This is a genomic window from Erythrobacter sp. SDW2, from assembly GCF_021431965.1.
In the GTDB taxonomy this organism is placed as follows: Bacteria; Pseudomonadota; Alphaproteobacteria; order Sphingomonadales; family Sphingomonadaceae; genus Parerythrobacter.
In genome coordinates, this window is the sequence record NZ_CP090370.1 from 1,837,736 (window position 1) to 1,852,177 (window position 14,442).

13 protein-coding genes and 1 tRNA gene are annotated in these 14,442 nt (G+C 63.6%); 10 read left to right on the top strand and 4 right to left on the bottom strand.

All coding sequences use genetic code 11. The features are described 5' to 3' along the window. Positions 1–6: 6 nt before the first annotated feature. Positions 7–1,851, bottom strand: coding sequence for a DNA mismatch repair endonuclease MutL (gene mutL, locus LY632_RS08950; RefSeq protein WP_234090799.1), 1,845 nt, complete (start codon positions 1,849–1,851; stop codon positions 7–9). Positions 1,852–2,038: 187 nt separating this feature from the next. On the opposite strand from mutL, the gene LY632_RS08955 reads away from it, so the two are divergent. The 9 genes from LY632_RS08955 to LY632_RS08995 all read left to right on the top strand — a co-directional run bounded on the left by LY632_RS08955 (position 2,039) and on the right by LY632_RS08995 (position 10,621). After that, the gene (locus LY632_RS08955; protein ID WP_234090800.1) at positions 2,039–3,082 is read left to right on the top strand and encodes a rod shape-determining protein; all 1,044 of its coding nucleotides are present in this window, start codon (positions 2,039–2,041) and stop codon (positions 3,080–3,082) included. Between the two features lie 13 nt (positions 3,083–3,095). Beyond that, on the top strand, positions 3,096–4,004 hold the full coding sequence (gene mreC / locus LY632_RS08960) for a rod shape-determining protein MreC (RefSeq protein WP_234090801.1): 909 nt from the start codon (positions 3,096–3,098) through the stop codon (positions 4,002–4,004). Beyond that, positions 4,001–4,576 carry a rod shape-determining protein MreD gene (gene mreD / locus LY632_RS08965; RefSeq protein ID WP_234090802.1) on the top strand — a complete coding sequence of 192 codons (576 nt, stop codon included), beginning with the start codon at positions 4,001–4,003 and terminating at the stop codon, positions 4,574–4,576. The genes mreC and mreD overlap by 4 nt, the downstream gene beginning before the upstream one ends. Next, complete coding sequence (mrdA, locus tag LY632_RS08970) at positions 4,576–6,639, top strand: penicillin-binding protein 2 (RefSeq protein ID WP_234090803.1); 2,064 nt, start codon at positions 4,576–4,578, stop codon at positions 6,637–6,639. Before mreD ends, mrdA begins: the two co-directional genes overlap by 1 nt. Beyond that, positions 6,636–7,751: a rod shape-determining protein RodA gene (rodA, locus tag LY632_RS08975; RefSeq protein ID WP_234090804.1), complete on the top strand. Its 1,116-nt coding sequence runs from the start codon at positions 6,636–6,638 to the stop codon at positions 7,749–7,751. Before mrdA ends, rodA begins: the two co-directional genes overlap by 4 nt. 90 nt (positions 7,752–7,841) lie before the next feature. Then, positions 7,842–7,917 (top strand) — tRNA-Lys (locus tag LY632_RS08980). A gap of 112 nt (positions 7,918–8,029) precedes the next feature. Then, complete coding sequence (gene ribB / locus LY632_RS08985) at positions 8,030–9,274, top strand: 3,4-dihydroxy-2-butanone-4-phosphate synthase (RefSeq protein ID WP_234090805.1); 1,245 nt, start codon at positions 8,030–8,032, stop codon at positions 9,272–9,274. Positions 9,275–9,278: 4 nt separating this feature from the next. Beyond that, positions 9,279–9,698: a 6,7-dimethyl-8-ribityllumazine synthase gene (ribH, locus tag LY632_RS08990; protein WP_234090806.1), complete on the top strand. Its 420-nt coding sequence runs from the start codon at positions 9,279–9,281 to the stop codon at positions 9,696–9,698. Next, complete coding sequence (locus LY632_RS08995) at positions 9,695–10,621, top strand: aldo/keto reductase (RefSeq protein ID WP_234090807.1); 927 nt, start codon at positions 9,695–9,697, stop codon at positions 10,619–10,621. Before ribH ends, LY632_RS08995 begins: the two co-directional genes overlap by 4 nt. On the opposite strand, the gene LY632_RS09000 is transcribed toward LY632_RS08995, so the two are convergent. Next, entirely contained in the window at positions 10,618–11,694 is a 1,077-nt protein-coding gene (locus LY632_RS09000; protein ID WP_370636485.1) for a hypothetical protein, read from the bottom strand. The two genes, LY632_RS08995 and LY632_RS09000, sit on opposite strands and share 4 nt — an antisense overlap. 2 nt (positions 11,695–11,696) lie before the next feature. Further along, positions 11,697–12,755, bottom strand: a complete 1,059-nt coding sequence (locus LY632_RS09005; protein WP_234090808.1) for an ecdysteroid 22-kinase family protein — start codon at positions 12,753–12,755, stop codon at positions 11,697–11,699. A gap of 150 nt (positions 12,756–12,905) precedes the next feature. Between LY632_RS09005 and LY632_RS09010 the strand changes: the two genes are divergently transcribed. After that, positions 12,906–13,079: a hypothetical protein gene (locus tag LY632_RS09010; RefSeq protein WP_234090809.1), complete on the top strand. Its 174-nt coding sequence runs from the start codon at positions 12,906–12,908 to the stop codon at positions 13,077–13,079. A gap of 3 nt (positions 13,080–13,082) precedes the next feature. On the opposite strand, the gene eno is transcribed toward LY632_RS09010, so the two are convergent. Continuing rightward, entirely contained in the window at positions 13,083–14,369 is a 1,287-nt protein-coding gene (eno, locus tag LY632_RS09015) for a phosphopyruvate hydratase (RefSeq protein ID WP_234090810.1), read from the bottom strand. Positions 14,370–14,442 lie beyond the last annotated feature (73 nt).

The following is a 14,442-nucleotide window of genomic DNA, read 5'->3' on the forward strand; positions in this document are numbered from 1 at the left end:
AGCGGCCTAGTGCCGCCCGAACAGCTTCTCTACATCTTCCATCGAAAGCTTCACCCATGTTGGGCGGCCGTGGTTGCATTGGCCCGACCTTGGCGTGCGCTCCATTTCGCGCAACAACGCGTTCATTTCGTCGACGCGCAGTGGGCGCCCTGCCCTGACCGAGCCGTGGCAGGCCATGGTAGCGAGGACCAGGTCCAGCTTTTCGCCCAGCAAGAGCGCTTCGCCATGCTGGGCAAGGTCATCGGCAATGTCCTGCAGCAATTTGTGCGGGTCCGAGCCTGCAAGCGCATGCGGAAGCGAACGGACCAGCATCGCACCGGGTCCGAAACGTTCGATCGCGAGCCCGAGGCTGTCGAGCCTCTCCGCCGCACCTTCGAGCAGGTCACAGGCGGGTTCGTCGAGCTCGACCACTTCGGGCAGGAGCAGGGCCTGGCTTCGAGCCACAGCGTCCCCTGCACCTGCCGCCTTGAGCCGTTCCAGCACGAGGCGCTCATGCGCCGCGTGCTGGTCGACCAGGACGAGACCGTCGCTGGCCTCGGCGACGATATAGGTGTTGGCAATTTGCCCCCGGGCAATGCCGAGCGGGAAGTCTTCCGTTTCGACTGCAACAGGTTCGGCTTCGACGGCCCTGCCTTGCGGCGCGGCCAAGACCTCTGCTTCGTAGCTTCGCCATTCCCGGGAGGCCTCGCGAACCTGTGCGGAAGCCGCAGACCATTCCCGCGCTTCGAAGATCGAGCGCAAGGCAGGGGCTACTTCTTGTCGGCCTAACGCTTCGCTGCCTGAGGCCAAGGGCTCCTGCTGCCACCGCGTCATTGCCCCCGCGTCGGGCGTCTGCGCACTGCGGCGATCCCCGGTCGAAAGCGCATGCCGCAGCCCCGAGACGATAAAGCCGCGCACACCCGCGGCATCGCGGAAGCGGACTTCGGTCTTCGCCGGATGGACGTTGACGTCGACGTCTTCGGCCGGAAGCTCTAGGAACAGCGCGAGGACCGCATGCCGGTCCCTTGCCAGCATATCGGCATAGGCCCCGCGTACCGCTCCGACGAGCAGCCGGTCCTTCACCGGTCGGCCGTTGACGAACAGGTACTGATGATCGGCCACGCCGCGGTTGTATGTCGGCAGACCCGCGATCCCTGTCAGCGTCATCTCGCCCCGTTGAAGGTCCAGCAGCACGCCGTTGTCCTTCAACTCGCGCGCGACGATCTGCGCCACGCGGTCGGGTAGGCTTTCGTCCGGTTGCACCGCCAAGGTGCGTCGCTCGCCATGATCGAGGGTGAATCCGATATCGGGCCGCGCCATCGCCAGGCGACGGACAATGTCGAGGCAGGCGGCGTATTCGCTGCGCTCGGTGCGCAGGAACTTGCGGCGGGCGGGCACCTTGGCGAAGACCTGCTCGATCCGCGCCCGCGTGCCGGGCGGCAAGGCGGCAGGCCCTTCATCCACCAGCACGCCATGGTCGACGACCCTTCGCCTGCCCTCGCCAGCGTCGTGCGGGCGGCTTTCGAGCGTGAACCGCGAGACGCTTGCTATCGACGGCAGAGCCTCGCCACGAAAACCGAGCGTTGCGACCCGCTCTATCGCTTGCGCTTCACCGATCAGTTCTTCGGGCAGTTTGGACGTCGCATGGCGTTCGAGCGCGAGCTGCATCGCCAGCGGATCCATCCCGCACCCGTCATCGGTCACTTCGATCCTCGTCAACCCGCCGTCGACCAGCTTGATCACGATCCGCGAGGCTCCTGCGTCGATGGCATTCTCGACCAGTTCCTTCAGCGCCGCCGCAGGGCGCTCGACCACCTCGCCCGCGGCAATGCGATTGACGAGTTCTTCTGGCAGACGGCGAATTTCGGGCATCCGCACAACCTAGCGATGAGCGGAAATCATTTCGAGCCGAACCGCGCAATTTTACCGGGCATTGGGGATAATTTTTTTCCCTTTTTGCGCGCGACTCGGTAAGGGGCGCTCTCCCATACACGAGGGATTGCCTGTTCCGCAGTTTTGCGGGGCATTTCCCGCAAAATGCTACGGATTTCCGATCGCGATGAGCTTCTTCTCCAACCTCCTGAAATTCGGCTCCCAGAACATGGCTATCGACCTGGGGACCGCCAACACCCTCGTCTATGTCCAGGACCAGGGCATCGTGCTCAACGAGCCTTCGGTGGTCGCGATCGAAACCATCAACGGCCAGACCCGGGTCAAGGCCGTGGGCGACGATGCGAAGATGATGATGGGCAAGACGCCTGACAACATCCAGGCAATCCGCCCGCTGCGTGACGGCGTCATCGCCGACATCGAAATCGCGGAAGAGATGATCAAGCACTTCATCCGCAAGGTGCACGGCAAGAAGAGCCTGTTCCGCTATCCGGAAATCACCATCTGCGTTCCTTCGGGCTCGACCTCGGTCGAACGCCGCGCGATCCGTGACGCAGCCAGCAATGCCGGTGCCAGCGCGGTCTATCTGATTCTCGAGCCGATGGCGGCTGCGATCGGGGCCGACATGCCGGTGACCGAACCCGTCGGCAGCATGGTGGTCGACATCGGCGGTGGCACCACGGAAGTCGCCGTCCTGTCGCTGCGCGGCCTCGCCTACACCACCTCGGTTCGCACCGGTGGCGACAAGATGGACGAAGCGATCGTCAGTTACGTGCGCCGCCACCACAACCTGCTGATCGGTGAAAGCACTGCCGAGCGTATCAAGAAGGATTACGGCATTGCCACCACTCCGGCCGACGGTGTGGGCGAGACGATCACGCTCAAGGGCCGCGATCTCGTCAATGGTGTGCCCAAGGAAATCACGATCAACCAGTCGCATATTGCCGAAGCCCTGAGCGAACCCATCGGCGCGATTGTCGAAGGTGTGCGCATCGCACTGGAAAACACCGCTCCTGAACTCGCGGCCGATATCGTTGACCAGGGGATCGTCCTGACCGGCGGCGGCGCATTGATCGCTGGCCTCGACGAACACCTGCGCGAGGAAACCGGCCTGCCGGTCAGCATCGCGGAGGATCCGTTGTCCTGCGTCGCCGTCGGCACCGGTCGGGCGATGGAAGATCCGATCTATCGCGGCGTCTTGATGACCGCCTAAAGGAGGGCAGCACATGGCGCCGCCTTCCGCACGGCGCTCCGGGCATTCTCGCAGGGCGCAATACGGACAATTCACCGGCTATGTTCTCGCCAGCATTGGCGCGATTGTGGGCGCGATCCTGCTCGTCATATCGTTGTTCAGCCCGAGCGCCTTCGGCGGCCTGCGCGGCACGGCAGCCGAAGCCGTCGCTCCGGCAGGCGCAGGCGTGGCCGTAGCGCGTTCCGAGGGCCGCAGCTGGCTCGACAGCATCTCCGGCTATCTGCGCGCCGGGAGCCAGAACGAGGCCTTGAAGAAGGAGGTCGAGATCGCCCGTATCCGCCTGCAAGAGGCAGAGGCACTCAAGGAAGAGAACGCACGGCTTAAGTCGCTGCTGCGGCTCGAGGATGCCGAGGACAAGCCGGTTGTGGCCTCGCGCATTGTCGGCGCGACCGCTGCTAGCTCGCGGCGCTATGCCTATCTCGGCGTAGGTTCGCGCGATGGCGTGAGGCCTGGCATGCCGGTGCGCAGCCCGCGCGGCTTCATCGGCCGGGTACTCGAGGTATCGCCCAACACTGCTCGCGTGCTGCTGTTGACGGACACCGAGAGCATCGTCCCCGTACGCCGCGCCAAGGACGATCTCGTCGCCTTTGCCGAAGGGCGTGGTGACGGTCGCATCAATATCCGCCTGATCAACCTCGGCATCAATCCGCTGAAGGTCGGCGACGTGTTCGTCACCAGCGGCGCCGGAGGCTTCTTCCGTCCCGGCGTAGCCGTTGCAATCCTGTCGGAAGTGACCGACGATGGCGGAATTGCCCGCATCATCAGCGATCCGGCCGCGACCGATTTCGTCGTGGTCGAAAAAGTCTACCAGCCGACTGCGCTGAAGGCCGCGCAGACGCCGGTCGAGCGCGACCTCGCCCCAGCCGCTTCAGGAGGGGAATGATGCCGCCGGCGGGATTGGACCGCATCCAGCATGCCGCTGCTCGCCGCGACCAGTATGGCAGCCGCATCAACCGCGACCATTCGCCGGTTCTGCTGGTGCTGGTCCCGTGGGGGACAATCATGCTTGCGGCCGTGGTGCCGTTTTTCTTCCTGACCTCGGCCATTCCTCTGGTGCCGCCTCTGGCGTTGCTGTTCCTGTTGGCCTGGCGCCTGGTACGCCCCGGAGTGCTTCCCGTGTGGGCGGGCTTGCCGCTTGGTCTGTGGACGGACCTCTACAGCGGCCAGCCGTTCGGCTGTTCGGTCTTGCTGTTCTCGCTTTCGCTTCTTACGATCGAGGTGCTCGAGACCCGATTTCCCTGGCGGGATTTCCTGCAAGACTGGGCCACCGCCATGCTGGCAATCCTCGCATACATCGGTCTAGGCGTCGTGTTTTCGGGTGCCGACGTCACCCCCCTGACAATCATAGCAGTTGCCCCCCAGGCCTTGCTGTCTGTGCTGGCCTATCCCATTGTCGCACGCATGGTTGCTGCACTCGACCGAATTCGGCTGCTCCGTATCCGGGTCGTCCGCTGATGGCCCTGGGTTCGGGCAAGCTGCCGATCAGTTCGACGACGCTGAAGAACCGGTTCGATCGCCGGACGGTGGTCTTGACCGGCTTTGGTGCCGGTGTCGGTATGCTGCTCGCAGCGCGAATGGGCTATATCGCCATCGCCGAGAACGAGAAATACGCCACCGAAAGCGAGAGCAACCGGGTCAACCTGACGCTGATACCGCCACGACGGGGCTGGATTCTCGACCGCAACGGAGCCCCCCTCGCCTCCAACCGGGCTGATTTCCGGGTCGACATCATTCCGGAACGCATGGTCGACAAGAAGGCGACTCTCAACCGGTTGGCAAGCCTGCTTTCGCTGGAGCCCGACAAGCTGCGCGACCTACACAAGAAGGTCGATGAATCGCGCGGGTACGCGCCAATCGAGGTCGCCAGCGGGCTCGACTATGACCAGTTTGCCACTGTCTCGTTGCGTTTGCCGGAATTACCGGGCGTGGTGCCGCAACGGGGCTATTCTCGGTTCTACCCTACCGGTCCCTCGGTCGGTCACCTGATCGGCTATGTCGGTGCGGCCTCGGCCGAGGAGTACGAGAAGGACCGCAACCCGCTGCTGATCACGCCGGGGTACAAGACCGGCAAGGACGGGATCGAGAAACAGTTCGAGCAGACCTTGCGGGGGGAACCGGGTGCGCGCCGGGTCGAAGTCACGGCCTCGGGCCGGATTGTTCGCGACCTCGAAAGCCGGCCGGATATCCAGGGCAAGCCGGTTCAATTGACCATAGACGGCCCGCTCCAGGATTATGCCGCGCGGCGCATCGGGCTCGAGTCAGGGTCGGTCGTGGTGATGGACTGCACCAACGGCGATTTGTTGTGCATGGCATCGATGCCGAGTTTCGATCCCAACAGCTTCTCCGACGGGATCGGCAGCGTCGAGTATGCCATGCTGCGCGAGGACGAGCGGGTGCCGCTGCGCAACAAGGTGCTCAAGGGGCTCTATCCGCCCGGTTCGACAGTGAAGCCGATGGTATCAATGGCCTTCCTCAAGGCGGGAATCGATCCGCATGAGACCGTGTATTGTGGCGGCGGTCTGCGGGTCGGCAACCGTGTGTTCGGCTGCTGGAATCGGCGCGGGCACGGCGCAGTGGACATGGCCAAGGGCATCTACCAGTCCTGCGACGTCTACTTCTATGCCATAGCTCAGCGCATCGGCATGGACCCGATTGCTGCCATGGCGCGGCGGTATGGCATGGGTCAGGAATTCGACCTGCCGGTGGTCAGTCAGTTTTATGGAACGGTGCCGGACCCGGCCTGGAAGATGAACAAGTTCGGACAGGAATGGGCAGCCTTCGACACCGTCAATGCCACCATTGGCCAAGGCTACATGCTTGCCAACCCCCTGCAACTGGCGGTTATGGCGAGCCGTTTGGCGACGGGGAACCATGTAACCCCCCGGCTGCTCAAGTCGGCGAAGAATCCCGCTTTCCGGTCGGAGGGTTTCCCGGAGGATCAGCTCGCCTACATCCGCCAGGCAATGAGCGATGTCGTCAATGGCCCCGGCACGGCAGGGCGCGCAAAGCTGCCGATCGAGAATATCAAGATGGCGGGCAAGACAGGGACGGCACAAGTCGTCTCGCTCAGCATCTCGGATGGCAAGTCCGGCCCCTGGAAATATCGTGACCATGGTCTCTTCATCTTCTTCGCTCCGTTCGACAAACCGCGCTACGCCGGCGCGGTCGTGATCGAGCACGGCGGTGGTTCGGGCTCGGCCTATCCGATCGCACGCGACGTCATGACGTATCTGTTCGACCCGAACAAAGGGCTTGAGGTATTGCGCGGGCTCGAAGCGCAGTGGGGTGGCACCGCGCGGCAGCGCCTCGAAAAGAAATACGCTGCCTATGCCGCCGCCGCTGGTGAATCGGTTGAGGCCCCTCCCCGCCGCGACGAGGATATCTTCGACCGTGTTGATGCCGAAGCTCGCATGGCGGTCCAACGGTCCGAGAAGCTGGCGCAGGATATCGATGCCATGCGTCCCGAGAACATCTCCGACGATGGTGCCGTACCCGCGAGCGGAGCGGAACCGCGATGAGTTCAGTCATCCCGGCGCCGATAGCCCGGCAACCATGGGCCTTGCTGGTTCCGCTGTTGTTGCTGGTGCTGTTCGGCGCTGCAGTGCTGTACTCGGCGGCCGGAGGGAATTTCCAGCCCTTCGCTTCATCGCACCTGCTGCGCTTCGCCGTGTTCATGGTCATGGCGATCGTTATTGCCATGACGCCGCGCGACGTGATCCGCTGGGCAGCCTATCCGGCCTATGGTGTCATCCTGCTGCTGCTGCTGGGGGTCGAGATCGTCGGCGCGGTCAAGGGTGGGAGCCAGCGCTGGCTGGAGGCCGGCCCGATCCGGATCCAGCCATCCGAGCTGATGAAGCCGATGCTGGTGCTGGCGATGGCGCGGTTCTACGAAGGCTTGCCGGTCGGGATGATCGGGACATGGCGCTCGTTGGTACCCGCCGGGTTCCTGATCGCCATGCCGATCGGCCTGGTGCTGATGCAGCCCGATCTTGGCACCTCGCTCGCCATCGCCTTTGGCGGCGCGGTGGTGATGTTCCTCGCCGGATTGCCCCTGTGGTGGTTCGTTTGTGCCGGTGGCGGATTGGTGGCGATGGCACCGCTGGTCTATTTTTTCGCCCTCCACGATTATCAGCGGGCCCGGGTAACCACCTTCCTCGATCCCGAGAGCGACCCGCTCGGCGCGGGATACCATATCGCTCAGTCGAAAATCGCCATCGGTTCGGGCGGCATCTTCGGCAAGGGTTTCAACGAAGGGACGCAGAGCCACCTCAACTACCTTCCGGAGCCGCATACCGATTTCGTCTTTGCCTCCATGGCCGAGGAATGGGGGCTGGTCGGCGGCCTGTTTGTGCTTCTGATGTATGGCTTGATCCTGCGCTGGGGCATGATGGTTGCGCGCCGGTCGCAGGACCGGTTCGGCGCACTGCTGGCAGGCGGGGCAACGGCGACGATCTTTTTCTACATTGCTGTGAACCTGCTGATGGTCATGGGCATGGCTCCGGCCAAGGGAATACCCTTGCCGTGGATGAGCCACGGGGGGTCCTCCATGATGAGCAGCATGATCTGCATCGGTTTGCTGTTGATGCAGTACCGTTGGCAGAATGGCCGCGGGAAATCCGTGCTGCCGTGAGATAGCCCTTGCATCGGCCCGGAGAATCGCTAATTGGCGCGTCTCCGCGGATTCGGGCTTCGAATTCGCGCGGCATCGATGCCGGTGTGTGGACGCTTAGCTCAGTTGGTAGAGCAGCTGACTCTTAATCAGCGGGTCGTAGGTTCGAACCCTACAGCGTCCACCAAATCCTTCCCTTTTTCTTCGGATGTTGCACAACCAGACGGCGCGACCAGGGTTGCCTTCCCCGATGTGACTTGTGAACTTGCTATCACACTCAGATGTGATAGCATGAGTGTATGAGCACATCCGTTATCACACAGGTGCGTGACCTCGTCGCCACTGGAACAATGACTCGCGCCGGGCTCGCCAGAGCAGCGGGACTCCACGCCAATACCTTGCGCGATTGTGCCGACGACGGGTGGAACCCCACCGCCGAAACGCTGGCCAAGCTCGAAGCTTTCCTGCTCGAGAATGACGATCGCCCGGTCCTGGTCGGGGCCGAGGAGATCATCAACGAGGCTCGCAACGGACGGATGTATGTCCTGGTCGATGACGAGGACCGCGAGAACGAGGGTGACCTGATCATCCCCGGGCAGATGGCGACGCCCGATGCCATCAACTTCATGGCCACGCACGGGCGCGGGCTGATCTGCCTTGCGCTCGACAAGGCGCGGGTCGATGCGCTCGGCCTCCAGCCGATGAGCCGCAACAACAAGGAATCGATGCAGACCGCCTTCACGATCTCGATCGAGGCCAAGGAGGGTGTGACGACAGGCATCTCCGCCGCCGACCGGGCGCGCACGATTTCGGTCGCGATTGACGCCATGAAGGGTCCGGACGACATCGTGACGCCAGGCCACGTCTTCCCCCTCGCCGCGCGCGATGGCGGTGTGCTTGTCCGGGCCGGACATACCGAGGCAGCGGTGGACATCTCGCGCCTCGCCGGGCTGAACCCCTCGGGTGTGATCTGCGAGATCATGAACGAGGACGGGACCATGGCGCGGCTCGACGATCTCGTCCGCTTCGCCCGCAAGCACAGCCTCAAGATCGGCACTATCCGCGATCTGATCGAATACCGCATGCGCTACGACCACCTGGTCAGGCGCGTGGATGACAGCGCCTTCGAATCCGACTACGGCGGCCAGTGGCGCATGCTGACCTATCGCAACACTGTCGATGGCGGCGAGCACTATGTCCTGCAGAAGGGGCATGTGGTGACCGGCACCCCCACCCTCACCCGCGTCCACCCGATCTCGATCTTCGACGACGTCCTCGGCCAGCGCGGCCCGCGCAAGCGCACGCTGCAACGTGCCATGCAGGCGGTAGGTGAGCATGGCTCTGGCATCATCGTGATCATCACCGGCCGCCGCGCGACGGGATACGCGCCGGAAGACGAAGTCCGCAATGTCGGCATCGGCTCGCAGATCCTTGCCGATCTCGATGTCCACGAGATGATCCTGCTCAGCAATTCCCAACCCAATGTGGTGGCCATCGAAGGCTATGGCCTCGATATTGTCGGCCATATGCCGATCCCGGAGTAAAAATATGGCCCGTTTCCTGATAGTTGAAGCCCGCTTCTACGATCATCTCAACGATATGCTGGTCGCTGGCGCCAGCGCTGCGCTGGAAGCTGCGGGGCATGAGGTCGAGGTCGTGACCGTCCCCGGCGCGCTGGAAGTGCCCGGCACCATTGCCATGGCAGCAGAGAGCGACCGCTACGACGGTTTCGTCGCCCTTGGCGTGGTCATTCGCGGCGAGACCTATCACTTCGAGATCGTCGCAGGTGAAAGTGCGCGCGGGATCATGGCGCTGACGATGGACGGCATTGCCATCGGCAATGGCATTCTCACCACCGAGAACGAGGCGCAGGCGATCTATCGCGCCGATCCCAAGCAGGCGAACAAGGGTGCAGGCGCGGCCGAAGCGGCCATGGCGCTACTGGCGATGCAGGAAAAGTTCGCGTGAGCGGAACCGATTTCATCGCGGGTTTACCGCTGGTCCTGGGTGGCAATGTCTTTGGCTGGACCTGCAAGGGCGATGAAGCCTTCGCTGTGCTCGACGCTTTCTATGAGGCTGGTGGTCGCATGATCGACACCGCCGATGTCTACTCGGCCTGGGTACCGGGCCACAAAGGCGGCGAGTCAGAAACCGTGCTGGGCGAATGGATGGCAAGCCGCGGCGTGCGGGCAGATATGCGCATCCATACCAAGACCGGGATGCTCGGCGGTTCCGAACTCTATGAGCCTGCCCGCGTGCTGCAATCGCTCGATGCTTCGCTGGAGCGACTGCAATCGGACCACATCGACCTCTACTATGCGCACAAGGATTATCCCGAGCTTGAGATTGGCGCGATTGTCGATGCCTTCGACGGCGCGGTGCAGAGCGGCAAGACCAAGGGCATCGGGGCATCGAACTTCGATGCCGCGCGGCTTGGCGCGTCGCTCGATCATGCCGAAACGACGGGCGCGACGCCCTTCACCGCTCTGCAGAACGAGTACAACCTCGTGGCGCGCAGTGCTTATGGATCGGAGTTGCAGGCGCTCGCAACGTCGAAGGGTATCGCCATGCTGCCCTTCTTCGGCCTCGCCTCGGGCTATCTGACCGGCAAGTATCGCACCGAAGAAGATTTTGCCCAGTCGATGCGCGGCGGCCGGGCCAGGGAACTGGCCGGGAGCAACGGCCCGCAGGTTCTGGCGGTGATGGACGAAGTCGCAGCTGAAAGCGGCGCGAGCCTGTCAGCCATCGCTCTCGCCTGGTTGGTGCGCCAGCCGGGCATTCCGGCCCCTATCGCCAGTGCGCGAACGGTGGAGCAGCTCCACGAGTTGCTCGAATTCACCCGGGTTGAACTGAGCGAGGTTCAGCTCGCCCGCCTCACCGCCGCGGCCTAGGCCGGACCCGACAATCCCCTCAGCCCCAGCGGCGCGTAGTCGCCGATGGCGAGCTGTTCGAACACGCCCATGCCCACTTCGCCGCTGTCGCTGGTGACGCGGCAGAGCATCTGCACATGGAGATGGTCGGGCCGCACCGGATCGCAACTGGCGAGATCGATATCCTCGCGCTCGATCTCGAGCGTGCCATGGTCGAGCCCGTGGTTCCATTTGGGCGAGGTATAGCCCAGCCCGCGCATCTGGAAACGCCCGACCGGCTCGAAGGCGAAGCTCTCGCCGCCCATCTTGAGCGTGCCCCCTGAAGGCCAGCGGGTTCCCGGCTCCAGCGGGGTTTCCATCTCGGGCGCGTGGTGGTCAGTGAAGGCTTCCGGCCCGTTGCCGTCGGGCGCCACCACCCCGCGCGTGTTCCAGGCCGTCCCGTCGGCATGGGCATTGAGGTGGTAGAAGAGGCTGCGCCCCGGCAAATTGACCGGGGTCCATTGCCAGAAGAACTGAGGCACCGCCGAACCGTTGTTGAACTGCGGATCGGAGGCGCCGACAGGCCGCACGCCCCAGCTGCGGTCCCGCGTCCCGGCGGTCCCGGCGACGAGTGGCTTGCGTTTGCCGTCAACCTCGATCCAGCCTTCGTAGTGGCCGTTCTGGGTCAGCCGGGTGTAATCCATCACCGTGCGCGGGCCGATGCGCCAGACAAAGCGCGGTTCCTCGATCGGGAAGGCCCGGCCCGTGAAGGTGATATCGGCCGCCAGCCCTTCCCCCTCGACGATCACCCGCAGCTTGTGCAGCGGCTCGACAATCTCGATCCGCACCGGGCCGCAGGAGAGGTCCATCCGCTCCATGGCGAGCTTGCGACTGGCGTGGACACAGTGCTGCTTGCCGTCACGAACTACACAGAAATGGGAGTCGGCGACGTCGAGATGGGGATAGACCCCGAAAGCAACTGCGAAAAAGTCCTCTCCGTCCGGGCCATAGCCGTTGAAGAAATAGCGATCGTAGAAATTGCGGTCGGTGCCGGAGTAAGCAACCGGCTCCGGCGTCTGGTGGAGTGGGTAATCGTCGCCTTTGGTCAGCACCACGTCTATTCTCCCTTGAGTGCTCCGAGGCTGTCATGGGCCAGCGCGAGTGCGCAGGCGCCGCGGGCCATGGACAGGAAATTGGCGTCCCCGCGCTCGGTCCGCTCGACGAAGGCGGCGCTGAACACCGCTGTGGTGACACCGTGGATCGCCCCGCGACGGTAATCGTCCCAGATATCGCCACGGCTGAGCTTTACCCCGCGCGCGGCCATTTCGGACAGCCACAGGTCGATCAATCGGTCTTCATGCTGGCTGCGAAGGTCATCGCCGATGCCGCAGCCGAGGAAATAGCCGATATCGGTCATCGGGTTGCCGATGGTGACCGTCTGCCAGTCGAGCACGGCGATGGGCTCTGCACCGCCGTTGATGTCGAACAACATGTTGTCGAGCCGGAAGTCGCCGTGGACCAGGCTTACAGGTACAGGCTGCTCGGTTGTGAAGACACTCACAGTATGTTCGGCCACCGCCTCGCACAATTGCATGAACTCCGGCTCCAGCGTGTCGGCATAGCGTTCGCGCCATATCGCTTGGGCCTGCGGATAGAGCGCGCGGATCTGGGCCGAGACCTCGGGCTTGGCCACCAGCCATTCGGCGTCGAGAATGGCGCGATTGTGCCAGCTGGGCGCATGGATGGCCGCTGCTTGACGGATTGCATGCTCGGCATCGCTGAGGTCGCAGCCCGCAATCTGGTTGCCGCCGCGACAGGGGCCAAGATCTTCGAACAGCAGGATGAATTCATCGCCGTCTTCGGCCAGTCCGGAGAAGTAGACGTGTGGCACCCGCACCGCGAGTTGGGCCGCTATGTCGCGGTAGAAGTTCACCTCTTTCGAATAAAGCCCGAACATCGCGGCAGTGGAGCGGCTCGTTTCATCCGCAGCCGGAAACTTGCCTGCTACCGTCTCTGGTGCCGCGCTCCCCTCGTGTCGATCGAGCGTAAAGCGCGCGCTGTCGCCAACCTGCCCCGTACCGATCGGCTGCCAGCTGACACCCTCGACCTCAGCCCGGAGCACGCGGGTCAACCATTCCGGCGTCACATCGCCCGGATGCGACGGAAATCGCTCCATATGCTCTGCCTCCCTCCGAGGGGACTATGGCGCGGACCGATTGATCTGCCAAGTTACCTCCGTATCCGAGGCAACATCGCTCGCAAAAACGGCATGCACGCGTCATCACCCAAGGCGGGACGCATGATCGCAGGCTGAGGACTGACGGAAATGGGTATGATCGCACCCGAAACCCCCGTGCAATCGCACGCGGATGAAATGCTCGCACTGGCGCTCTTGCTGGAGGAGAAATTGACGATACTGGACCGGATGGGCGCGCATATCGCAGCAGCCCATCTGGATGCAGCCATTGCTCGCATCCGCGCCGATGCAACTCCGATCTGACGACTAACGCGCGAGCCGTCCGAAGCACGCGGCGCCGGCGTAATGCGCGCTGGCGCCCAGCTCTTCCTCGATCCGGATCAACTGGTTGTACTTGGCAAGCCGGTCCGACCGGGCGAGCGAGCCCGTCTTGATCTGCCCGCAATTGGTGGCGACGGCGAGGTCGGCGATGGTCGCGTCCTCGGTTTCGCCCGAACGGTGGCTCATCACGCTGGTGTAGCCCGCGCGGTGGGCCATATCGACGGCCTCCAGCGTCTCGCTGAGCGTCCCGATCTGGTTGACCTTGACCAGCAGCGAGTTGGCGAGACCTTTCTCAATGCCCATGGCGAGGCGTGCGGGATTGGTCACGAACAGGTCGTCGCCAACGAGCTGGACCTTGCTGCCGATTGTGTCGGTCACGGCCTTCCAGCCTTCGAAATCGTCCTCGCCCATGCCGTCTTCGATCGAGACGATCGGATAGTCGTTACACAAGGCGGCGAGATAGTCGGCCATTTCCACCGGGCTGAGCGACAGGCCCTCGCCGCTGATTTCGTACTTGCCGTCGCGGAAGAACTCCGTTGCGGCGCAGTCGAGCGCCAGCTGGATGTCCGTTCCAGCGGTGAAGCCGGCCTTGCCGATCGATTCCATGATGAAGTCGAGCGCCGCGCGGGTGCTCGACAAGTTCGGCGCGAAGCCGCCCTCGTCACCCACCGCCGTTGCCAGTCCCTTTTCATGCAGCCCCTTCTTGAGCGTGTGGAACACTTCCGAGCCCCAGCGCACGGCTTCGGCCAGCGTCGGTGCACCGACCGGCATGATCATGAATTCCTGGAAGTCGATCGGGTTATCCGCGTGCTCGCCGCCGTTGATAATGTTCATCATAGGCACCGGCAGGACATGCGCTGAAACGCCGCCGACATAGGCGTAAAGCGGCATGCCGCGCGCCGCCGCCGCAGCCTTCGCGACAGCCAGGGATGTGCCGAGCAGGGCGTTGGCACCCAGCTTGGCTTTGTTGTCGGTCCCGTCGATGTCGATCAGCACGCCGTCGATATCGCGCTGATCCTCGGCATCGAGGCCGAGCAGCGTATCGGCGATCACCGTGTTGACCGCTTCCACCGCCTTGAGCACGCCCTTGCCGAGGTAGCGTGACTTGTCGCCATCGCGCAGTTCGACGGCTTCGTGCGCGCCGGTCGACGCGCCCGAAGGCACCGCTGCGCGACCGAAGCTGCCGTCCTCGAGCAGGACATCGACTTCAACCGTCGGGTTGCCTCGGCTGTCGAGGATTTCACGGGCGTGGATGTCGATGATCGCGGTCATTGGGATTGGCTCCGGCGGACTGGTGTTGTATCGCGTTAAGACACCCCCATATTGGGTCTATGCAGGGGCGAAA

What these genes read in the sequence shown, in the direction of transcription:
- eno (WP_234090810.1), bottom strand. Translation starts at nt 14,369, where the DNA reads ATGACCGCGATCATCGACATCCACGCCCGTGAAATCCTCGACAGCCGA.
- mreD (WP_234090802.1), top strand. Translation starts at nt 4,001, where the DNA reads ATGATGCCGCCGGCGGGATTGGACCGCATCCAGCATGCCGCTGCTCGC.
- mreC (WP_234090801.1), top strand. Translation starts at nt 3,096, where the DNA reads ATGGCGCCGCCTTCCGCACGGCGCTCCGGGCATTCTCGCAGGGCGCAA.
- LY632_RS09010 (WP_234090809.1), top strand. Translation starts at nt 12,906, where the DNA reads ATGGGTATGATCGCACCCGAAACCCCCGTGCAATCGCACGCGGATGAA.
- rodA (WP_234090804.1), top strand. Translation starts at nt 6,636, where the DNA reads ATGAGTTCAGTCATCCCGGCGCCGATAGCCCGGCAACCATGGGCCTTG.
- mrdA (WP_234090803.1), top strand. Translation starts at nt 4,576, where the DNA reads ATGGCCCTGGGTTCGGGCAAGCTGCCGATCAGTTCGACGACGCTGAAG.
- LY632_RS09005 (WP_234090808.1), bottom strand. Translation starts at nt 12,755, where the DNA reads ATGGAGCGATTTCCGTCGCATCCGGGCGATGTGACGCCGGAATGGTTG.
- ribH (WP_234090806.1), top strand. Translation starts at nt 9,279, where the DNA reads ATGGCCCGTTTCCTGATAGTTGAAGCCCGCTTCTACGATCATCTCAAC.
- LY632_RS08955 (WP_234090800.1), top strand. Translation starts at nt 2,039, where the DNA reads ATGAGCTTCTTCTCCAACCTCCTGAAATTCGGCTCCCAGAACATGGCT.
- mutL (WP_234090799.1), bottom strand. Translation starts at nt 1,851, where the DNA reads ATGCCCGAAATTCGCCGTCTGCCAGAAGAACTCGTCAATCGCATTGCC.
- ribB (WP_234090805.1), top strand. Translation starts at nt 8,030, where the DNA reads ATGAGCACATCCGTTATCACACAGGTGCGTGACCTCGTCGCCACTGGA.